This window comes from Serratia sp. PL7, assembly GCF_945957435.1.
Window position 1 is genome coordinate 2,523,803 of sequence record NZ_CAMFLB010000001.1, and the last position, 23,952, is coordinate 2,547,754.

At 61.8% G+C, this 23,952-nt stretch carries 24 protein-coding genes and 1 riboswitch; of the genes, 14 read left to right on the forward strand and 10 right to left on the reverse strand.

All coding sequences use genetic code 11. The features are described from left to right. Positions 1 to 9: 9 nt before the first annotated feature. The 8 genes from N6G83_RS12245 (at position 10) to N6G83_RS12280 (ending at position 9,202) form a co-directional block, all read left to right on the forward strand. Entirely contained in the window at positions 10 to 774 is a 765-nt protein-coding gene (locus N6G83_RS12245; RefSeq protein WP_197822661.1) for an arylamine N-acetyltransferase family protein, read from the forward strand. A gap of 122 nt (positions 775 to 896) precedes the next feature. Continuing rightward, positions 897 to 1,526, forward strand: a complete 630-nt coding sequence (locus tag N6G83_RS12250) for a response regulator transcription factor (protein WP_025301940.1) — start codon at positions 897 to 899, stop codon at positions 1,524 to 1,526. After that, a complete protein-coding gene (locus N6G83_RS12255; RefSeq protein WP_260515409.1) occupies positions 1,526 to 3,067 on the forward strand; it encodes an MASE1 domain-containing protein in 1,542 nt (513 codons plus the stop codon). Before N6G83_RS12250 ends, N6G83_RS12255 begins: the two co-directional genes overlap by 1 nt. Before the next feature lie 60 nt (positions 3,068 to 3,127). Further along, on the forward strand, positions 3,128 to 4,456 hold the full coding sequence (gene uhpC / locus N6G83_RS12260; RefSeq protein ID WP_227257841.1) for an MFS transporter family glucose-6-phosphate receptor UhpC: 1,329 nt from the start codon (positions 3,128 to 3,130) through the stop codon (positions 4,454 to 4,456). Next, positions 4,453 to 5,484, forward strand: a complete 1,032-nt coding sequence (locus tag N6G83_RS12265; RefSeq protein WP_043136733.1) for an ABC transporter substrate-binding protein — start codon at positions 4,453 to 4,455, stop codon at positions 5,482 to 5,484. The genes uhpC and N6G83_RS12265 overlap by 4 nt, the downstream gene beginning before the upstream one ends. A gap of 67 nt (positions 5,485 to 5,551) precedes the next feature. Then, on the forward strand, positions 5,552 to 7,630 hold the full coding sequence (locus N6G83_RS12270) for an ABC transporter permease (RefSeq protein WP_060447606.1): 2,079 nt from the start codon (positions 5,552 to 5,554) through the stop codon (positions 7,628 to 7,630). 11 nt (positions 7,631 to 7,641) lie between these two features. Next, positions 7,642 to 8,688: a ferric ABC transporter ATP-binding protein gene (gene fbpC, locus N6G83_RS12275; protein ID WP_060432622.1), complete on the forward strand. Its 1,047-nt coding sequence runs from the start codon at positions 7,642 to 7,644 to the stop codon at positions 8,686 to 8,688. Positions 8,689 to 8,935: 247 nt separating this feature from the next. Beyond that, positions 8,936 to 9,202 carry a hypothetical protein gene (locus N6G83_RS12280; RefSeq protein ID WP_004939738.1) on the forward strand — a complete coding sequence of 89 codons (267 nt, stop codon included), beginning with the start codon at positions 8,936 to 8,938 and terminating at the stop codon, positions 9,200 to 9,202. 41 nt (positions 9,203 to 9,243) lie between these two features. Here N6G83_RS12280 and dusC read toward each other — a convergent pair whose 3' ends face one another. The 3 genes from dusC to rhlE all read right to left on the reverse strand — a co-directional run bounded on the left by dusC (position 9,244) and on the right by rhlE (position 12,714). Then, complete coding sequence (dusC, locus tag N6G83_RS12285; protein WP_260515412.1) at positions 9,244 to 10,176, reverse strand: tRNA dihydrouridine(16) synthase DusC; 933 nt, start codon at positions 10,174 to 10,176, stop codon at positions 9,244 to 9,246. Positions 10,177 to 10,260: 84 nt separating this feature from the next. After that, positions 10,261 to 11,220 carry a D-2-hydroxyacid dehydrogenase family protein gene (locus tag N6G83_RS12290; protein ID WP_141997496.1) on the reverse strand — a complete coding sequence of 320 codons (960 nt, stop codon included), beginning with the start codon at positions 11,218 to 11,220 and terminating at the stop codon, positions 10,261 to 10,263. A gap of 114 nt (positions 11,221 to 11,334) precedes the next feature. Next, the gene (rhlE, locus tag N6G83_RS12295) at positions 11,335 to 12,714 is read right to left on the reverse strand and encodes an ATP-dependent RNA helicase RhlE (protein WP_025301932.1); all 1,380 of its coding nucleotides are present in this window, start codon (positions 12,712 to 12,714) and stop codon (positions 11,335 to 11,337) included. Positions 12,715 to 13,011: 297 nt separating this feature from the next. Here rhlE and cecR point away from each other — a divergent pair, with 297 nt between their 5' ends. The 5 genes from cecR to N6G83_RS12320 are packed head-to-tail and all read left to right on the forward strand — an operon-like array spanning position 13,012 to position 18,730. Beyond that, positions 13,012 to 13,710, forward strand: coding sequence for a transcriptional regulator CecR (gene cecR, locus N6G83_RS12300; protein ID WP_049208961.1), 699 nt, complete (start codon positions 13,012 to 13,014; stop codon positions 13,708 to 13,710). Positions 13,711 to 13,728: 18 nt separating this feature from the next. Next, positions 13,729 to 14,715, forward strand: a complete 987-nt coding sequence (hlyD, locus tag N6G83_RS12305; protein WP_099816711.1) for a secretion protein HlyD — start codon at positions 13,729 to 13,731, stop codon at positions 14,713 to 14,715. 8 nt (positions 14,716 to 14,723) lie between these two features. Beyond that, complete coding sequence (locus tag N6G83_RS12310; protein ID WP_197823896.1) at positions 14,724 to 16,460, forward strand: ATP-binding cassette domain-containing protein; 1,737 nt, start codon at positions 14,724 to 14,726, stop codon at positions 16,458 to 16,460. Further along, positions 16,457 to 17,611 carry an ABC transporter permease gene (locus tag N6G83_RS12315; protein WP_197823895.1) on the forward strand — a complete coding sequence of 385 codons (1,155 nt, stop codon included), beginning with the start codon at positions 16,457 to 16,459 and terminating at the stop codon, positions 17,609 to 17,611. Before N6G83_RS12310 ends, N6G83_RS12315 begins: the two co-directional genes overlap by 4 nt. A 12-nt stretch (positions 17,612 to 17,623) precedes the next feature. Continuing rightward, entirely contained in the window at positions 17,624 to 18,730 is a 1,107-nt protein-coding gene (locus tag N6G83_RS12320) for an ABC transporter permease (RefSeq protein WP_197819328.1), read from the forward strand. A 70-nt stretch (positions 18,731 to 18,800) separates the two neighbouring features. On the opposite strand, the gene N6G83_RS12325 is transcribed toward N6G83_RS12320, so the two are convergent. From N6G83_RS12325 to moaA, 6 genes are all read right to left on the reverse strand, one after another. Beyond that, on the reverse strand, positions 18,801 to 19,511 hold the full coding sequence (locus tag N6G83_RS12325; RefSeq protein WP_033637508.1) for a Bax inhibitor-1 family protein: 711 nt from the start codon (positions 19,509 to 19,511) through the stop codon (positions 18,801 to 18,803). A 130-nt stretch (positions 19,512 to 19,641) separates the two neighbouring features. Continuing rightward, the gene (moaE, locus tag N6G83_RS12330) at positions 19,642 to 20,109 is read right to left on the reverse strand and encodes a molybdopterin synthase catalytic subunit MoaE (RefSeq protein WP_004939764.1); all 468 of its coding nucleotides are present in this window, start codon (positions 20,107 to 20,109) and stop codon (positions 19,642 to 19,644) included. Between the two features lie 2 nt (positions 20,110 to 20,111). Beyond that, a complete protein-coding gene (gene moaD, locus N6G83_RS12335; protein WP_004939768.1) occupies positions 20,112 to 20,357 on the reverse strand; it encodes a molybdopterin synthase sulfur carrier subunit in 246 nt (81 codons plus the stop codon). Then, on the reverse strand, positions 20,354 to 20,833 hold the full coding sequence (moaC, locus tag N6G83_RS12340) for a cyclic pyranopterin monophosphate synthase MoaC (RefSeq protein ID WP_004939770.1): 480 nt from the start codon (positions 20,831 to 20,833) through the stop codon (positions 20,354 to 20,356). Before moaC ends, moaD begins: the two co-directional genes overlap by 4 nt. 3 nt (positions 20,834 to 20,836) lie before the next feature. Continuing rightward, positions 20,837 to 21,352: a molybdenum cofactor biosynthesis protein B gene (moaB, locus tag N6G83_RS12345; protein WP_025301928.1), complete on the reverse strand. Its 516-nt coding sequence runs from the start codon at positions 21,350 to 21,352 to the stop codon at positions 20,837 to 20,839. A 24-nt stretch (positions 21,353 to 21,376) separates the two neighbouring features. After that, entirely contained in the window at positions 21,377 to 22,363 is a 987-nt protein-coding gene (gene moaA, locus N6G83_RS12350) for a GTP 3',8-cyclase MoaA (protein ID WP_004939778.1), read from the reverse strand. Next, positions 22,350 to 22,494, reverse strand: a riboswitch (molybdenum cofactor riboswitch). Its footprint overlaps the gene before it by 14 nt. Positions 22,495 to 22,754: 260 nt before the next feature. Here moaA and yvcK point away from each other — a divergent pair. Beyond that, positions 22,755 to 23,672 carry a uridine diphosphate-N-acetylglucosamine-binding protein YvcK gene (gene yvcK / locus N6G83_RS12355; RefSeq protein ID WP_025301926.1) on the forward strand — a complete coding sequence of 306 codons (918 nt, stop codon included), beginning with the start codon at positions 22,755 to 22,757 and terminating at the stop codon, positions 23,670 to 23,672. 6 nt (positions 23,673 to 23,678) lie between these two features. Here yvcK and N6G83_RS12360 read toward each other — a convergent pair whose 3' ends face one another. After that, positions 23,679 to 23,945, reverse strand: coding sequence for a VF530 family DNA-binding protein (locus N6G83_RS12360; protein WP_004939783.1), 267 nt, complete (start codon positions 23,943 to 23,945; stop codon positions 23,679 to 23,681). Between the last annotated feature and the right edge of the window lie 7 nt (positions 23,946 to 23,952).

A 23,952-nucleotide genomic window follows, 5' to 3' on the forward strand; every position in this document is an offset into this window, starting at 1 on the left:
AGACACCCTGTGGATACCCAACGCTACCTGCAGCATATCGGCTTTACCGGCGGCGCCCGCCCTGACCTCCCCACGTTGCAACAGCTGCACCATCGCCACATGCTGAGCGTACCGTTCGAGAACCTGAGCATTATTTATCATCAGGGTATTCAGCTGACGCCGGAGGCGCTGTTCAGCAAGGTGGTCGAACGTAACCGCGGCGGTTTCTGTTATGAGCTGAACACGCTGTTTGCCCTGCTGCTGCGGGAGATCGGTTTCAAGGTGAGCTTCATCTCCGGCGAGATCCGCGCGCGCGACGGCCATTTCGGCCCGCCCTACGACCATCTGGCGCTGCGGGTGGATCTGGCGGGGCAGGCCTGGCTGGTGGACGTCGGTTTCGGCGATTCCTTCCTGACGCCGCTCAAAATCGTCGTTGCCGAGCCGCAACCGCAGGCCAGCGGCACCTTCCACCTGGAGCAGGAAGGCGAGTATTACCTGCTGGAGCGCCGCAACGGCGACCAACGCTCGCATGCCAAAACCCTGTATCGCTTTACCGTTCAGCCGCGCGAATTGCCTGAGTTCGACGAGATGTGCCACTTCCACAGCACCTCGCCGCAGTCGCATTTCACCCAACGCCTGGTGTGCTCACGGCCGACGGAGCACGGCCGGGTGACCCTCAGCGACATGAAGCTGATCGTGACCGAAGATCACCAGCGCCACGAAACGACGCTGCATTCGGAAGAGGAACGCCGCGCCGCGCTGTGGCAGCATTTCGCCATCGATTTGGATCGTTGACGACGCCGGTGGCGCCCTTTTATTACGATTCTGTTACATCGATTGCATAACCGCGCTTGGCTGATTGCCAGCACCGCGGCGGCAGGCATCATAGGGTCATGATTCGGCAACAGAGTGCGAAAATGATCCGTGTGATACTGGTGGATGACCATGTGGTGGTGCGCTCCGGCTTTGCGCAATTGCTCAGCCTCGAGGACGATATCGACGTGGTGGGGCAATACAGCAGCGCGGCGGCGGCCTGGCCGGCATTGCTGCGCGACGACGTCAGCGTCGCGGTGATGGACATCGCCATGCCGGATGAAAACGGCCTGAGCCTGTTGAAACGCCTGCGGGCGCAGAAGCCGCAGTTCCGCGCAATCATCCTCAGCATCTATGACTCCCCCACCTTCGTGCAGAGCGCGCTGGACGCCGGCGCCAGCGGCTATCTGACCAAACGCTGCGGGCCGGAAGAACTGGTGCAGGCGGTGCGCTCCGTCGAGATGGGCGGCCATTACCTGTGCGCCGACGCGCTGCGGGCGCTGCGCGGCGGCGAGCAGCCGGCCACGGCGCTGGAAGTGCTGACCCCGCGCGAGCGTGAAATATTCGATCTGCTGGTCAGAGGCGACAGCGTAAAGGAGATCGCTTTCAAGCTCGATCTCAGCCATAAAACGGTACACGTACATCGCGCCAACGTCCTGGGCAAGCTGCAGTGCAACAGCACCATTGAGCTGGTGCATTTCGCCCTCGATCATCAACTGCTGGCGGGGCATTGATGTCACTCCGTTCACGGCGCTGGGTTATCTCGCTGTTTATCCTGTTGGCCTGGGGCAGTGGCTGGCTGATGCTGTGGACGCTCGGCTTCTATCTGACCCACAACGGCAATCAGGCAGCGCTGTTTCTGTCTCACGGCGTCTATCTCGCGCTGCTGATCTTGCTGGCGCGCCGCTATTGGCCCGCTCTGATAATACCGCCGGTGCTGCTGCTGTTCTGGCTACACGGCGAACGCCTGCTGAGCGGCTACGGCCTGCTGGCCGCGCCGTTCATCACCCTGCTCCCGGCCGCGCTCGCGCAGCGATGCTGGCGCCGTTTTCCGCTCTACTGGCAGCGGCTGACGCTGCTGCTGGCTACCGTGACCGCCGCCTCGCTGCTCAATACCGCCCTGCTGTCGCCTTTCGCGCACAGCCCGGCGATGTTGCTCGGCCTGGCGTCGTTTACCGGCGGCGTTTTGCTGACCCCGTTCGTCTACCTGATCTTTGAATTTCTGCGCCAACAGCACCGTTACCACCTGCTGGGGCTGGACACCACCAATCCGCCGCTGCGCGCCTCCTTAATCATCTGGTGCAGCCTGTTTTTCGTTATCGGCATCGGTACGCAGATGGTGCTATCGCCGGAAATCGAGCGCCTGCTGCTGATCGTGGTGTTTTTGCCGAACGTGGTGATGGCGTGGAAGTTCGGTTGGCAGGGCGGCGTGTTGTCCGGCCTGCTCGGCAGCATGATGATCACCCTCGCCCGGCAGGTCGGCGTGGGGTTCGGCAATCTGGTCGAGCTGGAAATCTTTCTGGCGACGCAGGCGCTGCTCGGCATCGGCCTGGGCATCGCCATCAGCCGCCAGCAACACCTGGCGCAAAACCTGCACCATTATCGCCGACGCCTGGAAGAAGAGCTGGCGGCGCGGCGGGCGCTGACCGAAAAACTGATCCACACCGAAGAAGACACGCGAAAAAACCTGGCGCGCGAGCTGCACGATGAAATCGGCCAGAACATCACCGCGATTCAAATCCAGTCGCAGCTGGTCAAGCGGGCGCGCGATCCGGCGCAAACCCAGGCCGCCGCGAACCAGATAGCCGATCTCGCCCGGCGCATTCATCACTCCACGCGCCAGCTGCTGCGCCAGCTTCGCCCGCCCGCGCTGGACGAGCTGGCGTTCAAAGACGCGCTTCACCACCTGCTGAATGAATTCGCCTTTAGCGAACGGGGCATCCGTTGCCATTTCGACTACCGACTCATCGACACGCCCGCCGGCGAGACGGTGCGCTTCACCCTCTACCGGCTGCTGCAAGAGCTGCTCAACAACGTGTGCAAACACGCCGAAGCCAGCGAAGTCGCCATCGTCTTGTATCAACAGGGTGAGCTTTTGCACCTCGAGGTGCGTGACAACGGCATCGGCATCCGTGCGGACAAGGTGCCTGGCTTCGGCATTCAGGGGATGCGCGAACGGGTCAGCGCACTCGGCGGCGAACTGACGCTGGAAACGCAGCGCGGCACCCGGGTAATTGTTAACCTGCCCACAAATTTGCAACAAACCGCCGACTAACTAGGAAAAAGTCTTAGCCACTCCGGACTTTCTCTCATCCCCTTTCCCTTTCACCTTCTTATAGTCAGCACCAGGGAGGCGGCTATGCAAGCACGCTCGGCATCTGAAATCGATCATCGTTACCGCGCGCTGCGTCCGCGACTGCTGCTGTATATGGTCATCGGGTACGCCGCCTTTTACCTGACGCGCAAAAGCGTGAATTACGTGCTGCCGGCGCTGCAAACGGATTTGGGGCTGGATAAAGGGGACATTGGCCTGCTCGGCTCGCTGTTTTATCTGAGCTACGGCCTGTCGAAATTCGCCGCCGGGTTGTGGCACGACGGCCATGGGCAGCGCGGGTTTATGGGGATCGGCCTGTTCGCCACCGGTTTGCTGAACGTGGCGTTCGCCTTCGGCGAATCGCTGACGCTGCTGCTGGCGGTCTGGGCGCTGAACGGCTTCTTTCAAGGCTGGGGCTGGCCGCCCTGCGCGCGGCTGCTGACCCACTGGTATTCGCGCAATGAGCGCGGCTTCTGGTGGGGCTGCTGGAATATGTCGATCAACCTCGGCGGCGCGATCGTGCCGTTGATCAGCGCCTTCGCCGCCCAGCGCTGGGGCTGGCAGGCGGCGATGTTGATCCCGGGGGCCGTCAGCATGGTGCTGGGCATCTGGCTCACGCGGCAGCTGACAGGCACGCCGCAGGAAGAAGGCCTGCCGTCGGTCGGCCAGTGGCGCCACGATCCGCTGGAGCTGCGCCAGGAACAGCAAAGCCCGCCGATGGGGCTGTGGCAGATGTTGCGCACCACGATGCTGAAGAACCCGATGATCTGGCTGCTCGGCGTCTCTTACGTGCTGGTCTACCTGATCCGCATCGCGTTGAACGACTGGGGCAACCTGTGGCTGACGGAAAGCCACGGCGTCAACCTGCTCAGCGCCAATGCGACGGTGATGCTGTTCGAGATAGGCGGCCTGCTCGGTGCGCTGTTCGCCGGCTGGGGTTCGGATGTGCTGTTCGGCGGGCAGCGCGCGCCGATGATTTTGCTGTTCACGCTCGGGCTGATGGTTTCCGTCGCCGCGCTGTGGCTGGCGCCGGTGCATCACTACGCGCTGCTGGCGGGCTGTTTTTTCGCGGTGGGCTTCTTTGTCTTCGGCCCACAGATGCTGATTGGCCTCGCCGCCGTGGAATGCGGGCACAAAGGCGCCGCGGGCTCCATCACCGGCTTTCTCGGCCTGTTCGCCTATCTGGGGGCGGCGCTGGCGGGCTGGCCGCTGTCGCGGGTTATCGAAGGCTATGGCTGGTCAGGCATGTTCAGTTTGCTGTCGATCGCCGCCGTTCTTATGGGTTTATTGCTGATGCCGCTGCTGATGGCGAGCGTTACCACCTCTACCGAGAGAAGGATAAAACAATGAAAAAAACGTGGGTCACTACCCTGATAGCATCCGGCATCGCACTGGCCACGCTGAGCGGCGCCGCGCACGCCAAGGGCCGCCTGGTGGTTTACTGCAGCGCCACCAATGAAATGTGCGAAGCGGAAACCAAAGCCTTCGGCGAGAAATATGACGTGAAAACCGCGTTTATCCGCAACGGTTCCGGCAGCACGCTGGCAAAAGTGGACGCCGAGAAGAAGAACCCGCAGGCGGACGTCTGGTACGGCGGCACGCTCGATCCGCAATCCCAGGCCGGTGAAATGGGGCTGCTGCAACCGTACAAATCGCCCAACCTCGAACAAGTCATGACGCAATTCCGCGATCCAGCCAAGCTGAAAGGCAACTACTCCTCGGCGGTCTACGTCGGCATTCTCGGCTTTGGCGTCAATACCCAGCGCCTGAAAGAGAAAAACCTGCCGGTGCCCAAGTGCTGGAAAGACCTGACCAAACCGGAATACAAAGGCGAGATTCAAATCGCCGATCCGCAAAGTTCCGGCACCGCCTACACCGCGCTGGCGACCTTTGCCCAACTGTGGGGAGACGATCAGGCGTTCGATTACCTCAAGCAGCTGAACGCCAACGTTTCGCAGTACACCAAGTCCGGCATTGCCCCGGCGCGCAACGCCGCCCGCGGTGAAACGGCGATCGGCATCGGTTTCCTGCATGACTACTCGCTCGAAAAAGAACAGGGCGCGCCGCTTGAGCTGATCTCGCCGTGTGAAGGCACCGGCTACGAAATCGGCGGCGTCAGCATCCTCAAAGGCGCGCGCAACCTCGATAACGCCAAACTGTTCGTGGACTGGGTGCTGTCGAAAGAGGCGCAGGAGCTGGCGTGGAAGAAAGGCAAATCCTATCAGATCCTGACCAACACCACCGCCGATACCTCGCCGAACTCGCTGAAGCTCGACGATCTGAAACTGATCAACTACGACATGGACAAGTACGGCTCGACCGAGGTCCGCAAGGCGCTGATCAATAAATGGGTCAGCGAAGTCAAGATGGGTAAATAAACCCACATTCTGCGCCTGTTGCCGGGTAAGCTTCACGCCTTACCCGGCCTGAACATCCGGGAAACTTATGTCACATACACATGCACTCCATCTCGTGAAAAAACGAGATGCGATATTCCTTTGGGTTTTGCTTGGCTGGCTGGCGTTCGCCCTGCTGCCGAGCTGGAGCCTGGATTACGGCCTGCTGGAATCCACCGGCGATGAAATCCTCGCGGCCTACGGCTGGTCACACCGCAATATCAGCTGGCTTTGGTGCCTGTTGCCGAGCCTATTGCTGCTTCGCCCCTACGCCGCGGCGGGCGGTGAACGGCGGCGGCGGCACGCGTTCGATGCCGGCTGGGCGCTGCTGTGCATGGCCTTTATCGTCGTCAGCGCCACGGTGGCGGGACGCGGTTTAGGCTACGCCACCCTGGTGCAATTGACCGCGCTGGGCGCCATCATGACGCTGGCGCTGACCCGCCTCGACTGGCTGGGCGGCGACCGTTTCGTTATCGGTGCGCTGGTCACCATCGTGGCGCTGATCGGCGTCTTCATCGTCTGGCCGAGCATCGCGATTTTCATTCCGATGTTCACCGACCAGACGGGGGCATTCGCGCCGCTGGCGTTTATGAACGTGCTGTCGCAGGCGCATATCGTTCAGGTGATCCTCAACTCCATCGCCCTGTCGATCGCGGTGGGCGCCGGCTGCACCTTCTTCGGCCTGGTGCTGGCGATTTACACCACCCGCATCGCCAAGCGCAGCGCCATTATCGGCCGCATCTTCTCCATCCTGCCCATCGTCACGCCGCCGTTCGTCGTCGGCCTGGGCGTCACGCTGATGATGGGGCGTTCCGGCTACGTCACCGAGTGGATGGTGGCCTGGTTCGGCCTGACCAACACCAACTGGCTGTACGGCTTTACCGGCATCTGGCTGGCGCAGGTGCTGGCATTCACGCCGATGGCGTTCATGATCCTCGACGGCGCGATCAAGACCATTCATCCTTCGCTGGAAGAGGCCTCCTACACCCTGCGCGCCAGCCGCTGGCAAACCTTTAACGGCGTGTTCGTGCCGCTGCTGAAACCGGCGCTGGCCAACGCGTTTCTGATCGTGGTGGTGCAATCGCTGGCCGACTTCAGCAACCCGCTGGTGCTCGGCGGCAACTTCGACGTGCTGGCGACGCAAATCTATTTCTACATCACCGGCTCGCAGCTCGACTATCAGGCCGCCAGCACCCTCGGCGCCTTCCTGCTGCTGTTCTCGCTGCTGGTGTTCTGCATCCAGTACCTGTGGATCGGCAAGCGTTCCTACGTCACCGTGTCAGGCAAATCCTACCGCGGCGACGTACAGCCGCTGCCGGTCACGCTGGTGTGGGGCGTGATCGCGTTGCTGGCGGTGTGGATAGCCTTTAACGCCCTGCTCTACGGCAGCATTTTCTACGGCAGCTTCACCGTCAACTGGGGGGTGGATTACACGCTGACGCTGGATAACTTCATCAAGCTGTTCGGCCAGGGCATGAGCGACGGCGCGTGGCCTTCGCTGCTCGACACGCTGCTGTACGCCGGGATCGCCGCGCCGATCACCGCCGCCTTCGGCCTGCTGATCGCCTGGATCGTGGTGCGCCAGCAGTTCAAGGGCAAAAAGACCATCGAGTTCACCACCATGCTGTGCTTTGCGGTGCCGGGCACCGTGGCGGGCGTCTCTTACATTCTCGCCTTTAACAGCGCGCCGGTGTACCTCACCGGGACGGCCGCCATCGTGATTATCTCGATGGTGATGCGCAACGTGCCGGTGGGCATTCGCGCCGGGATCGCCGGGCTGGGCCAGATAGACAAATCGCTGGACGAAGCCTCGCTCAGCCTGCGCGCCGGCTCGCTGCGCACCATCACGCACATCCTGCTGCCGCTGCTGCGCCCGGCGATCCTGTCGGCGCTGATCTACAGCTTCGTGCGCGCCATCACTACCGTCAGCGCCATCGTCTTCCTGGTCACCCCCGATACCCGCGTGGCCACCGCCTACATCCTCAACCGCGTGGAAGACGGCGAATACGGCGTGGCGATCGCCTACGGTTCAATTCTGATCGTGGTGATGCTGGCGATTATTTTCCTCTTTGACTGGCTGATCGGTGAGGCACGCATCTCCCGTTCAAAAGCCAAAAACCAGGCGTAATGGAGCCCATGATGAGCCAGAAAAATTTCGTTGAACTGCGTAACGTCTCCAAACGGTTCGGCAGCAACACGGTAATCGATAACATCACGCTCACCATCCCACGGGGGCAAATGGTGACGCTGCTCGGCCCTTCCGGCTGCGGCAAGACCACCATTTTGCGCCTGGTCGCCGGGCTGGAGAAACCGAGCGACGGGCAGATATTCATTGATGGTGAAGACGTTACCCATCGTTCCATCCAGCAGCGTGACATCTGCATGGTGTTTCAGTCTTATGCCCTGTTCCCGCATATGTCGCTGGGGGAGAACGTCGGCTATGGGCTGAAGATGCTCGGCATTCCGCGCGCCGAAGTGAAAGCGCGCGTGCAGGAAGCGCTGGCGATGGTGGATCTGGCGGGGTTCGACGATCGCTATGTCGATCAGATCTCCGGCGGCCAACAGCAGCGCGTGGCGCTGGCGCGCGCGCTGATCCTCAAGCCGAAAGTGCTGCTGTTCGACGAGCCGTTGAGCAATCTCGACGCCAACCTGCGCCGCAGCATGCGCGAAAAGATCCGCGAGCTGCAAAAGCAGTTTGATATCACTTCGCTGTACGTTACCCACGATCAGAGCGAGGCTTTCGCGGTCTCCGACACCGTGCTGGTGATGAACAAGGGCCATATCATGCAGATGGGCTCGCCGCAGGATCTCTATCGGCAGCCGGCGTCGCGCTTTATGGCGAGCTTTATGGGGGACGCTAACCTGTTCCCGGCCAACTTCAGCGCCGATCATGTCGATATCAGCGGCTACCGCCTGCCGCGCCCCGCGCATTTTGCCGCCGAAGGCGCCGGCACGGTGGGCGTGCGACCGGAGGCGATCACGTTGAGTGAGCATGGCGATGAAAGCCAGCGCTGCGTGATCCAACATGTCGCCTACATGGGGCCGCAGTATGAGGTGACGGTGGCATGGCACGGGCAGCAGATTTTGCTGCAGGTTAACGCCACCCGCCTGCAGCCGAACGTCGGCGAGCACTATTATCTGGAAATTCATCCCTACGGCATGTTTATGCTGGCGGACGCGGCATAATAAGCATCACCCTTAAGCGTTAGAATAACGGTCATTCCGTATGGAATGACCGGAAATAATTGCCAAAAAAAACCGTATTTATCTATTTTTACAATTCCGCCCAACTCCTTGTTCAGCCGAGAAATAAATACATTCGCATTCATTAAAAAATAACCAATAAGGCCACCGAGGGTGATATTTTTATTTGGATAGGGTAAGCTTAATCCCGCAGTCGAAATTATTTAACGGCCAACTCAAGGAGAAATTCATGAGCAACAATGCAAACGCACAGGCGCAGCTGGATAATTTACGCAACGTCGCTTCCCAGCTGAAGGAAATGCGCCACTATGCGCAGGCGAATACCGAGACGCTCTCCGCACACTGGCTGGCCTTCGATCAGGGGGAATGCAAAAATAAGGCGTTCGCCGAAGCCATTAACGACCTGTTGAATAAACAGGGCGCCTGCCTGGAAGGGCTGGAAAAAACCATTCAGGATATCGAGATAGAATTAAATCGTCTTGATAAAGCCGCCTGATAATACATATTTAAATAAACCCGCCGCGCGCGGGTTTATTTTTAGCTGCGGCAGATGACGCGCGCAATATCCCCTGACGTCGTCAGCACGCGTATTTCGCTGAACAGTTCGGTAGCTTCGTCATATTCTTTACGCAAATAGCCCAGCCACTGTTTGATGCGCGCCACGTGATACAGACCGGTGTCGCCCTGCTTTTCCAGATGGACGTATTTTTGCAGCAGCTCAACCACCTGCGGCCAGGGCATACGCGGTTCGTTATACTTCACCACCCGGCTCAGGTTCGGCACGTTGAGCGCGCCGCGCCCCAACATGATGGCGTCGCAGCCGGTCGCCTGCAGGCAATCCTGCGCGCTCTGGTAATCCCAGATCTCGCCGTTGGCGACAACCGGGATGCTCAGCCGCTGACGGATCTCACCGATCGCCGCCCAGTTGATGCGATCCGCCTTGTAACCGTCCTCTTTGGTGCGGCCGTGCACCGTCAGTTCGCTGGCGCCCGCCTGCTGCACCGCATCGGCGATTTCAAAGCTGCGGCTGGAGGAATCCCAGCCCAGACGCACCTTCACCGTGACCGGCAGATGGGCCGGCACCGCCGCGCGCATCGCCTTGGCGCCCTGGTAGATCAATTCCGGATCTTTGAGCAGCGTCGCCCCGCCGCCGCTGCCGTTCACCAGCTTGGACGGGCAGCCGCAGTTGAGATCGACGCCGTAAGAGCCCAGCTCTACCGCACGCGCGGCGTTCTCCGCCAGCCACTGTGGGTACTGCCCCAGCAGCTGTACCCGCACCTGCGTGCCCGACGGCGTGCGGCTGGCGTGACGCAGCTCCGGGCACAGCCGGTAGAACGACTTGGCCGGCAGCAGCTGATCGACCACGCGCAAAAATTCGGTGATGCACAGATCGTAGTCGTTCACTTCGGTGAGCAACTCACGCACCAAAGAGTCGAGAACGCCCTCCATCGGAGCCAATAATACGCGCATGACCAATCCCAGCTAAAAAAAGACCCGCAATGATACGGGTGAATGCCCGCGCCAGACAAGCCTCTGCGGGCATTAAAAATGCCGTCAGCCTAGCCGGCGAATCGGTTGATCCGCGAGGAACGCCGCTATGTCCTCGACCGCCTCGGTGAAGTAGGCGCGATAGTTGTCGTCCGCCACGTAACCCACATGCGGCGTCGCCAGCACGTTGGGCAATTGACGGAATGCATCGTCGGCCGGCAGCGGCTCCGTCTCGAACACGTCCAGCCCGGCGCCGGCAATCTTCCGCTGTTGCAGCACGTCCACCAGCGCCACCCGATCGACGATCCCCGCGCGCGAGGTGTTGATCAGGTAAGCAGTGGGCTTCATCGCCATCAATTCGTCGCGCCCCACCAACCCGCGGCTGCGATCGCTCAGCACCAGGTGAATGGAGACAAAATCGCTCTGCTCAAACAGCGCCCGCTTGGACGGCGCCAGCAAAGCGCCCTCCTGCGCCGCCCGTTCCGCCGTCAGGTTCTGGCTCCAGGCCAGCACCCGCATGCCGAACGCCTGTGCCACCTTGGCCATTTGGCCGCCGATCTTGCCCAACCCCAGCAGCCCCAGCGTCTTGCCCTGCAGGGTGACGCCGAGATCCCGTTGCCACGGACCGTTGTTTTGCAGCCCGACGCTTTCCGGCACGATATGCTTCGCCAACCCGAGCAGCAGCGCCCAGGTCAGCTCCATCGGCGCCGCCGATCCGCTGCTGGTGCCGCATACCACCACGCCGCGCTCGGCGGCGGCGGCCAAATCGATAGAAGCGTTGCGCATGCCGGAGGTGATCAGCAGCTTCAGCTTCGGTAGCCGCGCCAGCAGCGAGGCAGTCATCGGCGTGCGTTCGCGCATGATGACCAGAATGTCGCACTCCTGCAGATGCACCGCCAGCTCCGTCTCATCGGTAAAGTGCGCGCTGATGGCGGACACCTCCACCCGATCGGCCAGCGCCGACCAGTCCGCCATCTTGAGCGCCACCTGCTGGTAATCATCGAGAATTGCGCACTTCAATTTCATCTCCGTCTCCTGGAATGTAGGGTTAGCCACCGTCCAGCCTAGTACGAAAATGCCGTTCCGCCAGGCAAAAAAAAAGCCGCCCGTATCGGCGGCTTACTCTTTGAGCAATCAGGCTTATTCGGCCGGTTTGCGACTACGTGGACGACGCGAGGCCGGCGCGCCGGAACGGCGTTGACCGTCACCCTGCGGGCGAGCGTTACCGTTACCGTTGCCACGGTTTTCACGCTGGCCGCCGTTCGCGTTACCGCTGCGCTGACCGCCGCCGTTACCGGAACGCTGGCCACCGCCGTTGCCGCGCGGCGCGCCGCGTCCGCCGCCCTGGCGGCCGTTGATGATCGGCTCGGCCTTGATGGTCGGATCCGGCTCGTAGCCCGGCAGCGCAATGCGCGGAATTTCACGCTTCAGCAGACGCTCGATGTCGCGCAGCAGCTTGTGTTCATCCACGCACACCAGCGAGATAGCTTCACCGGTGCGTTCCGCGCGGCCGGTGCGGCCGATGCGGTGCACGTAGTCTTCCGGCACGTTAGGCAGCTCGTAGTTCACCACGTGCGGCAGCTGGTCGATATCCAGACCGCGCGCCGCAATGTCGGTCGCCACCAGCACGCGGATGCGGCCGTCTTTAAAATCGGCCAGCGCACGGGTACGGGCACCCTGGCTCTTGTTGCCGTGGATCGCCGCAGCGGTGATGCCGTCTTTGTTCAGCTGTTCCGCCAGGTGGTTGGCGCCATGCTTGGTGCGGGTAAAGACCAGCACCTGTTTCCAGTCGCCTTCGCCGATCATCTGCGACAGCAGTTCCCGCTTACGCTTCTTGTCGACGAAGTGCACGCTCTGCTCGATCTGCTCGGACGCGGTATTGCGGCGCGCCACTTCCACCGAGGCCGGGTTATGCAGCAGTTTGTTGGCCAGCGCCTTGATGTCGTCGGAGAAGGTTGCGGAGAACAGCAGGTTCTGGCGCTTGGCCGGCAGCTTGGCCAGCACGCGACGGATGTCGTGGATAAAGCCCATGTCCAGCATGCGGTCCGCTTCGTCCAGCACCAGAATTTCGATTTTGGACAGGTCAACCGCGTTCTGATGTTCCAGATCCAGCAGACGGCCCGGCGTTGCCACCAGAATATCGACGCCGCCGCGCAGCTTCATCATCTGCGGGTTGATGCTCACGCCGCCAAACACCACCAGCGAACGCAGGCGCAGGTGTTTGCTGTAGGCCTCGACGTTTTCGCCGATCTGCGCCGCCAGCTCACGGGTTGGCGTCAGGATCAGCGCGCGCACCGGGCGGCGGCCTTTGACCGGATGGTCATGCTTGCTCAGCAGCTGCAACAGCGGCAGGGTAAAACCGGCGGTTTTACCGGTGCCGGTCTGGGCGCTGGCCATCAGGTCACGACCTTCCAGCACGACAGGGATAGCCTGACGCTGAATTGGCGTCGGTTCGCGATAGCCCTGTTCTTCAACAGCGCGCACAATTTCAGCACTTAAGCCGAGGGTTTCAAATGACATAAAGAGAAAAACTCCAGATCCCCCCTAACCTAACGGTGTTCGGTGCAGTTTCCTGGGAGGATGATCAGACGGGGCATTAAGCATGACCACGAGGGATTGGCACAAACTGCAGTGCACCAGGCGCCGATTGTAACAGAAGTCGCGCAATAAAAAGCACTTTTACGCACCTAGAGCACAATCTGCCGTAAATTCAGCATTGTCTGAAGCCGATCACATAACTCATTGTGGTTAGCGGTTGCGTTTTAGACAATCTGGCATAAAGTTAATCATATGATTGATTAACTTCGAGCGTGACCCATGTCAGCTTCCGTCCCTCATCAGGCCGCCGGCCGGGCGCGCGGCGAGCAAACGCGCCGGCAACTGCTCGCCGCGGCGACCGAACTGTTCGGTGAATATGGCCTGGAAGGCGCCACCACGCGCGACATCGCCCAGCGCGCCGGCCAGAATATCGCCGCCATCACCTACTACTTCAGCTCCAAAGAGGGGCTGTACCTGGCCGTGGCGCAGTCGCTCGCCGATTTCATTCAGCAGGCGTTCGCCCCGCTGGTCGCGGAAGTCGATCGCTTCCGGCAAGAACCAGCCGCACAACGGTCATCTGACGCGGCGCTGCGCTTGTTGCAACGTGGCCTGCTGGCCTTCAGCGAGCTGATGACCCAACCGCACACGCTGAACCTGAGCAAAATCATGTCGCGCGAACAGCTCGCCCCGACCGAGGCCTATCCGCTGATCCACAGCCAGGTGATCGCGCCGATGCACGAGCGGCTGTGCCGCCTGCTGTCGGCCGCCACCGGCATCGACGAACACGCCCCCCGCCTCGTATTGCATACCCATGCGCTGATCGGCGAGGTGCTGTCGTTCCGCGTGGCGCGCGAAACTATCCGCCGTCAGGCAGGTTGGCAAGACATTGGCGAGGGCGAAGCGGCGCAAATCGCGGCGGTACTGAGCGAACATATTGAGATTCTGGTTACTGGGCTGCGCCAACGTCATGGCGCGTAAATTCAGGCAGGGAGTGTTATGAACAAAAAACGCAGTGCCTTGATCGTGTTGTTAATTCTGCTGATCGCGGCCGTCGCATACGGGGTTTGGCATTACCAACAGCAGCAGGATCGGCCGCTGACGCTGTACGGCAACGTCGATATTCGCACGGTCAACCTCGGCTTTCGCGTCGACGGGCGCCTGGCGTCGCTGACGGTGGATGAAGGCGATACCGTTCAGCCGGGCCAGCTGCTTGGCAAGCTGGACGATGCCCCCTACCGCAACGCGCTGCAGCAGGCCGAAGCCAACGTCGGCAGCGCGCGCGCCAAACTGTCGCTGCTGCAGGCCGGCTACCGCAGCGAAGAGATAGCCCAGGTGCAGTCAGAAATGGCGCAGCGCCAGTCCGCCTTCACCTATGCCGACAGCTTCCTGAAACGCCAGCAGGGGCTGTGGGCGAAAAACGCCACCTCCGCCGACGCGCTGGAGGATGCGCGCACCGCCCGCAATCAGGCGCAGGCCAACCTGCAGGCGGCGAAGGACAAGCTGTCGCAATACCGCAGCGGCAACCGCCCGCAAGAGATTGAACAGGCCAAGGCCGATGTGGCGCAAAGCGAAGCGGCGCTGGCGCAGGCGCAGTTGAACCTGCAAGACACCACGCTGATCTCCCCTTCCGCCGGCACGGTGCTGACCCGCGCGGTGGAGCCGGGCACCATGCTCGGCGCCGGCGGCACGGTGTTCACCCTGTCGCTGACCCGGCCGGTGTGGGTGCGCGCCTACGTCAACGAAACCAGCCTGAACCAAGCGGTGCCCGGCACCGAGCTGGAGATCTACACCGACGGTCGCCCCGGCAAGCCTTACCACGGCAAGATCGGTTTCGTCTCGCCGACCGCGGAATTCACGCCGAAAAGCGTTGAAACGCCGGACCTGCGCACCGATCTGGTATACCGCCTGCGGGTGATCGTCACCGACGCCGACGACGCGCTGCGCCAGGGCATGCCGGTCACCCTGCGCTTCGCCAAACCCTGAGGCCGGCCATGGAACAGGCGCACACCATCGAGTTGGAAGGGCTGGAAAAGCGCTTCCCGTCGCTTGAGAAATCGGCGGTCGCCAGCCTGACCACCACCCTGCGCAGCGGCGCGGTCATCGGGCTGGTCGGCCCGGACGGCGCCGGTAAAACTACCCTGCTGCGCATGCTGGCCGGGCTGCTGCAGCCCAGCAGCGGCAAGCTGCGGGTCGCCGGGCTGGATCCGATCGCCCAGGATCGTCAACTGCACGCGATCCTCGGCTATATGCCGCAGAAGTTCGGGCTGTATGAGGATCTGACGGTGATGGAGAACCTGACGCTGTACGCCGATCTGCGCGGCGTCACCGGCGATCTTCGCCGCCAGACCTTCGAACGGCTGCTGAAATTCACCGATCTGACCCGCTTCACCGAGCGCCTGGCGGGCAAGCTGTCCGGCGGCATGAAGCAGAAACTCGGCCTGGCCTGCACGCTGGTGGGCGAACCTCAGGTGCTGTTGCTGGATGAACCGGGCGTCGGCGTCGATCCGATCTCGCGCCGCGAGCTGTGGCGCATGGTGCACGAGCTGGCCAACGACGGCATGTTGATCTTGTGGAGCACCTCTTACCTCGATGAGGCCGAGCAGTGCCGCGAAGTGCTGCTGCTCAACGAGGGCGAGCTGCTGTTCAGCGGCGCGCCGCAGGCGCTGACCCGCCGTATGGCCGGGCGCACGGTGTTGATCGCCGCGCCCCCCGGCAGCCATCGATCGTTGCTGCAGCGGGCGATCTGCCTGCCGGCGGTCACCGACGGCGTGATCCAGGGCAAGTACCTGCGCCTGATCCTGAAAGAAGGCGAAGATCACCGGCAGCTACTGCAGGCGCTGGATCTGCCGGACGCCGAACTGAACGAAGCGGATCCGCGCTTCGAGGATGCGTTTATCGATCTGCTCGGCGGCGGCCCCAACCATCGCTCGGCGCTGGCGGAGATCATGCCGACCGTTGACGGAGAAAGTGGTGAAACGGTGATCGAAGCGGTGCAGTTGACCAAGAAATTCGGCGATTTCGCCGCCACCGATCACGTCGATTTTCAGGTGCGGCGCGGCGAAATCTTCGGCCTGCTCGGCCCGAACGGCGCCGGCAAGTCCACCACCTTCAAAATGATGTGCGGCCTGCTGGTGCCGTCCGGCGGCAAGGCGCTGGTGCTGGGGATGGATCTGAAGACCAGTTCCGGCAAGGCGCGCCAACGCCTCGGCTACATGGCGCAAAAATTCTCGCTGTACGGCAACCTGACGGTGGCGCAGAACCTGAAGTTCTTCTCCGGGGTCTACGGCCTAAGCGGCAAGGCGCAGCGCGACAAAATCGACGAGATGTCCCGCGCCTTCAACTTCGCGCCGATCCTCGATCAGACGCCGGATGCCCTGCCGCTCGGCTTCAAGCAACGCCTGGCGCTGGCCTGCGCGCTGATGCACGAACCGGATATTCTGTTCCTCGACGAACCGACCTCCGGTGTCGATCCGCTGACGCGGCGCGAGTTCTGGCTGCACATCAACGGCATGGTCGACAAGGGCGTCACGGTGATGGTGACCACCCACTTTATGGACGAGGCGGAATACTGCGACCGCATCGGCCTGGTGTATCGCGGCAAGATCATCGCCGCCGGCACGCCGGACGATCTCAAACAGCAGGTAGCGCGCGACGACAACCCCAACCCCTCGATGGAACAGGCGTTTATCGAACTGGTGCAGGGCTACGACGAGGAGGAACCACGGTGAGCGACAACCGAGCCCCAATCGACGACGGCGGCTTCTCCTGGCGCCGACTGCGCGCGCTGTGCCTGAAGGAGACGCGGCAAATACTGCGCGATCCCAGCAGCGGCCTGATCGCCTTCGTTATCCCGCTGATGCTGCTGTTTATCTTCGGCTACGGCATCAACCTGGACTCCAGCAAGCTGCATCTGGGCATTCTGATGGAGCAACAGAGCGAAGACGCGCGCGATCTGGCCCACGCCTTCGCCGGTTCGCCCTATATCGAACCAACCATCAGCGACAACCGCCAGCAGCTGATCCAGCAGATGCAGGCCGGCACGATCCGCGGCCTGGTGGTGATCCCGGTGGATTTCGACCAGCGCATGGCGCGCCCGCACGACAGCGCCCCCATCCAGGTGATCACCGACGGCAGCGAGCCGAACACCGCCAACTTCGTGCAGGGCTATGCCCAGGGCGTATGGCAAGTTTGGCAGCAGCAACGCGCCGCCGATCGGGGGAGCAACGACAAGCCGCTGATTGACGTGCAGATGCGCTACTGGTTCAACCCGGCGGCCATCAGCCGGCACTACATCATCCCCGGCGCCATCACCATCATCATGACGGTGATCGGCGCCATTCTCACCTCGCTGGTGATCGCCCGCGAATGGGAGCGCGGCACCATGGAAGCCCTGCTGTCCACCCAGGTGACGCGCAGCGAGCTGCTGCTCTCCAAGCTGATCCCGTATTACTTCCTCGGCATGATCGCCATGGCGCTGTGCATGGCGGTGGCGGTGTGGGTGCTCGGCGTGCCCTATCGCGGTTCGCTGCCGATCCTGCTGCTGATCAGCAGCCTGTTCCTCGCCAGCACCCTCGGCATGGGCCTGCTGATCTCTACCCTCACCCGCAACCAGTTCAATGCGGCGATGGTGGCGCTGAACGCCGCCTTCCTGCCGTCGATCATGCTGTCCGGCTTCATCTTCCAGATCGACAGCATGCCAGCCATCGTGCGCGCGGTGACCTACATCATTCCGGCGCGCTACTTCGTCAGCACGCTGCAAACGCTGTTCCTGGCGGGTAACGTCGGCACCGTGCTGGCGATCAATCTGTTGTTCCTGATTGCTTCCGCCGTGGTGTTCATCGGCCTGACGGCCTGGAAAACCCAGCGCCGGCTGGATTGAGGAGAAAGAGCGATGTTTCATCGTCTGTTGACGCTCATCATCAAGGAAATGCAGGCGCTGCTGCGCGATCCGCAAACCCGTGCCATTTTAATCATGCCGGTGATCCTGCAGGTGCTGCTGTTCCCGTTCGCCGCGACGCTGGAAGTCACCAACGCCACCATCGCGGTCTACAGCGAAGACAGCGGCCAGGCCTCGGTGGAGTTGACCCAGCGCTTCGCCAAGGCCAAGGCCTTTCAACACGTGCTGCTGCTGCGCAGCCCGCAGGAGATAAAGACCACCATCGATAACCAACGGGCGCTGATGCTGATCCGCTTCCCGGCGCAGTTCTCGCGCGATATCGCCACCGGCAACACCGCGCCGCTGCAGCTGCTGCTCGACGGGCGCAACTCCAACAGCGCGCAGATCGCCGCCAACTACGTACAGCAGATCGTGCAGGAATATCAGAAGGAGCTGCTCGGCAACCGCGCCAAACCCAACAACAGCGAACTGGTGGTGCGCAACTGGTATAACCCGAATCTGGACTACAAATGGTTCGTGGTGCCGTCGCTGATCGCCATGATCACCACCATCGGCGTGCTGATCGTCACCTCGCTGTCGGTGGCGCGCGAACGCGAACAGGGCACGCTGGAACAGCTGCTGGTCTCGCCGCTCACCACCTGGCAGATCTTTATCGGCAAGGCGGTGCCGGCGCTGATCGTCGCCAGCTTCCAGGCCAGCATCGTGCTGTTGATCGGCATCTTCCTGTATCAGATCCCGTTCGCTGGATCGCTGCTGCTGTTCTACGCCACCATGTTGATCTACGGGCTGTCGCTGGTCGGTTTCGGCCTGCTGATCTCGTCGCTGTGCGCCACTCAGCAGCAGGCGTTTATCGGCGTGTTCGTGTTCATGATGCCGGCGATCCTGCTCTCGGGGTATGTCTCGCCGGTGGAGAATATGCCGGTGTGGCTGCAGGATCTGACCTGGGTGAACCCGATACGCCACTTCACCGACATCACCAAGCAGATCTACCTGAAGGACGCCAGCTTCAGCATTATCTGGCGCAGCCTGTGGCCGCTGCTGGTGATCACCGCCACCACCGGCAGCGCCGCCTACGCGCTGTTCCGCCGCAAGATCGCATAAAAAAAGCTCTGCATGTCACATGCAGAGCTTTTTGATCGCCAGATACCCTAAGGCTTGAAAGACAAGGGATTTAGCGGCGGTTGCCGAAAATGCGCAGCAACATCAGGAACAGGTTGATGAAGTCGAGATACAGCGTCAGCGCGCCGACGATGGCGTACTTGCGGAAGCTGTCTTTATCATCGGCGTTCAGCTGCTCACCCATCGCCTTGAGTTTTTGCGTGTCGTAGGCGGTCAGACCGACGAACACCACCACCCCGATGTAGGTAATCGCCCACATCAGCGCGGTGCTTTTCAGCCAGATGTTCACCAGCGAGGCCAGCACGATGCCGATCAGCGCCATGAACAGCATGCTGCCGAAGCCGCTCAGATCGCGCTTGGTGGTGTAGCCGTACAGGCTCATGGCACCGAACATGCCGGCGGTGACCACAAAGGTGCTAGCGATCGAGCTGTAGGTGTAGGCGATGAAAATGCTCGACAGCGTCAGCCCGGTCAGCGCCGAGTAAAGCATGAACAGCGAGGTGGCCACCGCGCCGCTCAGGCGGTTGACCATGCCGGAAATCACGAACACCAGCGCCAATTGGGCGATGATCAGACCGAAGAAGGTGATCTGGCTGGAGAAGATGAAGTTGAGGATCGCGGGCGTGTTGGCCGCATACCAGGAAACGAACGCCGTCAGCAGCAGACCGCAGGTCATCCAGCCGTAAACCTGCGCCATGTAGGCCTGAATGCCGCTGTTGGCACGTTCGACGATTGAACCATTAGAGCGTGGATATCGGTCCATGACGGTTACCTTTTGCGTTATAAACAAGATTCCGAAGCCCCGCGAACGGGGCTTCGCCTGCTATAAGCGTACCACAGAATAGGCCGCGCGAAAGCGGCAAAGGTCTTGATTTGTTTCCGCTGTTGACGCGTTATTTAGCCGCGTCGTGCCAGCGTTGCGCGGCCTCGCGATCGCTGTCGCGAGCGTCCACCCAACGATCACCCTGGCCCGTGGCTTCGCGCTTCCAGAATGGGGCGCGGGTCTTCAGATAGTCCATGATGAATTCGCTGGCGGCGAACGCCATGCTGCGGTGTGCGCCGGTCACGCCGACGAACACGATCTCGTCGCCGGGATACAGCGCACCGACGCGGTGGATCACCGTCACGCGCTGCAGCGGCCAACGGCTGCGCGCCTCGGCCACGATCTCCGCCAGCGCCTTCTCGGTCATGCCGGGGTAGTGTTCCAGCGTCAGCGCGCTGACGTCGTCCCCAAGGTTATGGTTGCGCACCTTGCCGGTGAAGGTCACCACCGCGCCATCGGCGTCGCACTGCGCCAGCCACTGGTACTCATCGCCGACGTTGAACGGCGCTTCGCCCACGCGAATGCGGGTATTTTCCATGCTTACCCCCCGGTAACCGGCGGGAAGAAGGCCACTTCATCGCCGGCGCGTAGCGGGTGATCCGCCGCCACCAGCGACTGATTGACCGCCGCCAACAGCTTGCCGGATTCCAGCGCCAGCGCCCAGCGATCGCCGCGCGCACACAGCGCCTGGCGCAGCGCCTCGACGGTCGGGTAATCCGCCGGCATCGACAGCGCGCCGGTGCCCACCAGTTCGCGCACCTGCGCGAAGAAAAGAATATCGATCATGCGTTCACCTTAAAATCACCGGATTTGCCGCCGCTTTTCGCCAGCAGGCGCACCGGGCCGATCACCATGTCTTTCTGTACCGCTTTGCACATGTCATAGATGGTCAATGCCGCCACCGAGGCGGCGGTCAGCGCTTCCATCTCGACGCCGGTTTTGCCGGTCAGCCGGCAGCAGGTTTCGATGCGTACCCGGCTGTGCTCCGTTTGCGCCTCTAGCTGCACTTCGACTTTGCTCAACATCAGCGGGTGGCACAGCGGGATCAGTTCCCAGGTGCGTTTGGCCGCCTGAATGCCGGCGATGCGCGCCGTGGCGAACACGTCGCCCTTGTGATGGCTGCCGTCGACGATCATCGCCAGCGTGGCGGGCAACATCTCGACGAAGGCTTCGGCGCGCGCCTCGCGCACCGTTTCGGCCTTGGCGGATACGTCGACCATATGGGCTTCGCCGGCGGCGTTAATGTGGGTTAGCTGTGTCATGACTCAGGGCTTCTTCAAATGGGGCTGGAAGTTGCACGGGCGATGGCGCGCGTCCAACTGCTCTTCGATAATCCGCTCCCAGGCGGTGCGGCAGGCGCGGGTGGAGCCCGGCATGGCGAAAATCACCGTGCGGTTCGCCAGGCCGGCCAGCGCGCGCGACTGGATCGTCGCGGTGCCGATCTCTTCGTACGACACCATGCGGAACAGTTCGCCGAACCCTTCCACCTCTCTGTCGAACAGCGGCAACAGCGCTTCCGGCGTGTTGTCGCGCGCGGTAAAACCAGTGCCGCCGGTGATCAGCACCGCCTGCACGTTGTCATCGGCGATCCACGCGGAAACCCGTGCGCGGATCTGGTAAATGTCATCTTTGACGATGGCGCGATCCACCACCTGATGGCCGGCTTCCTGCGCCGCGTCCTGCAGATATTGGCCGGAGGTGTCTTCCGCCGCGCCGCGGCTGTCGGACACGGTCAGGATGGCGATATGCGCCGGAATAAACTCGCTGCTCGCATGGCTCATGGTTCAATAAGCTCCTATTGGCTGTCAGCCGCCGATAAACGACAGGTTCTGGGTGATCCCGCTGTTGCCCTGATGCAGGAAATGGGTCTGCTTCTTGCTCAGCAACCCACTCTGGATGCGCGCCTTCAGCGCATCGAGCTGGCCGTCGTCCGCCAGCAGATCGCGCAGAGGCACCCCCTGCTCGCCGAACAGACACAGGTGCAGATTGCCGATGGAAGAAACGCGCAGCCGGTTGCAGCTGGCGCAGAAATCTTTTTCATACGGCATGATAAGACCCACCTCACCCTGGTAGTCCGGGTGGCTGAACACCTGCGCCGGGCCGTCGCTGCGGCCGCGCGCCTGGCGCTGCCAGCCCTGCTGCTCCAACTGCCGGCGAATCACTTCGCCGGAAACGTGGTGTTTGCGAAACAGCTCGCCGCCCTCGCCGGTTTCCATCAGTTCGATAAAGCGCAGCTGGATCGGCCGATCCTTGATCCAGGCGAGAAAGGCGCCAAGTTGCTGGTGGTTGACGTCGCGCATCAGCACCGCGTTGACCTTGACCTTGCTGAAACCGGCGCTGAAGGCGGCGTCGATGCCGTCCATCACCTGGCGGAACTTGTCCTGGCCGGTGATGGCGTGAAACTGGCGGGGATCCAGGCTGTCGACGCTGACGTTGATCGCCGTCAGACCGGCGTCACGCCAGGCGGCGACGTCGCGCGCCAGACGGTAGCCGTTAGTGGTGACCGCCAGGGTACGGATGGCCGGGTTTTCCCGCACGGCGGCGATGATCTCGGTAAAATCGCGGCGCAGCGAAGGCTCGCCGCCGGTCAGGCGCACCTTTTCGGTGCCCAGTTCGGCAAACGCGCGGCTGACGCGGCGGATTTCATCCAGCGACAGGAAGCTTTTCGGGCTGCCGCTCGGCTTGTAGCCGTCGGGCAGACAATAGGTGCAACGAAAGTTGCACACGTCGGTGATCGACAAACGCAGGTAATAGAACTTGCGCTCATAAGCATCAATGAGTTGCGGTACCATAACACCTTTCCAAAGTCGGGAGATGCGAGCGTTTCCCCTCTGCACCCTGGTGGCTAACTTCGCCACGGCCCAGGCGCCATATCGTTCCGGATGAACAACGTAGGCGCAGGGGCTAGGAGTTTGATTTCTCTTCCCGCTACCTTGAGTAGCCGGAATGAAACCGTGGTTTTCAGCAGAATTCTAGCGCTAATCGGCAACGATAGCCAACGCGTTAATTCGCTATATAATTTTCTATACAGCGTTTTTAGACGCCGCCTATTCGGGTAAACCATGATAAACATCGCTTGCGTGGACGAATTGACCAGAATCACGCAAATGACACTCTTTATCGCGTTTTTATGCCGGATCCGCTACCTTATGCGGGCAGTTCAGACCCTTTGTAAGGAAATTTATGCGTAATCGTACCCTGGCCGATCTCGACCGCGTGGTGGCGTTGGGCGGCGGACACGGCCTGGGCCGTGTGATGTCGGCCCTGTCGTCCTTAGGCTCCCGCCTGACCGGCATCGTCACCACCACCGACAACGGCGGTTCCACCGGCCGCATCCGCCGTTCGGAAGGCGGCATTGCCTGGGGCGATACCCGCAACTGTCTCAACCAGCTGATCACCGAACCGAGCGTCGCCTCGGCGATGTTCGAATACCGTTTCAGCGGCAACGGCGAACTGGCCGGCCATAACCTGGGCAACCTGATGCTGAAAGCGCTGGATCACCTGAGCGTGCGCCCGCTGGAAGCGATCAATCTGGTGCGCAGCTTGCTGAAGGTGGACGCGGCGCTGATCCCGATGTCGGAGCAGCCGGTGGATTTGATGGCGCACGATCACGAAGGCAATCACGTTTACGGTGAAGTGAATGTCGATCAACTGGCCCACATGCCGCAGGAGCTGATGCTGTCGCCCCCGGTCAACGCCACGCGCGAAGCGCTGGACGCCATCGCACAGGCCGACGTGATCCTGATCGGGCCGGGCAGCTTCCTCACCAGCCTGATGCCACTGCTGCTGCTGGACGATCTCACCCAGGCGCTGCGCCGCAGCAGCGCCAGCATGATCTATATCGGCAACCTCGGCCGCGAGCTGAGCGTGGCCGCCGCGGCGCTGTCGTTAAAGGATAAGCTGACGCTGATGGAAGAGAAGATCGGCCGCCGGATGATCGATGCGCTGATCGTCGGCCCGGCGGTGGATGCCAGTGAAGTGCAGGATCGGGTGGTGATTCAGCAACCGCTGGAAGCGAGCGACATCCCCTACCGCCACGATCGCCAGCTGCTGCGCCAGGCGCTGGATCACGCGCTGGTGGAGCTGGCCGCGCGCCGCTGACCGAATTTAACCGTCTCGCCCGCGCAGCCAGGGATTATCGCTGGCTGGGGCGGGATGGCTGACCATATCGATATACAGATCTTCCACCTCTTTGCGCGCCCAGGGCGTGCGACGCAAAAACTTCAGGCTGGACTTGATGCTCGGATCGCTGCGGAAGCAGTTGATGCGAATGCGCGCGCCCAGTTCGGACCAACCGTAGTGATCCACCAGTTTATTCAGCAGTTGCTCCAGCGTTACGCCGTGCAGCGGGTCTTTAGACTGGTGTTGGCTCATGTTCGGT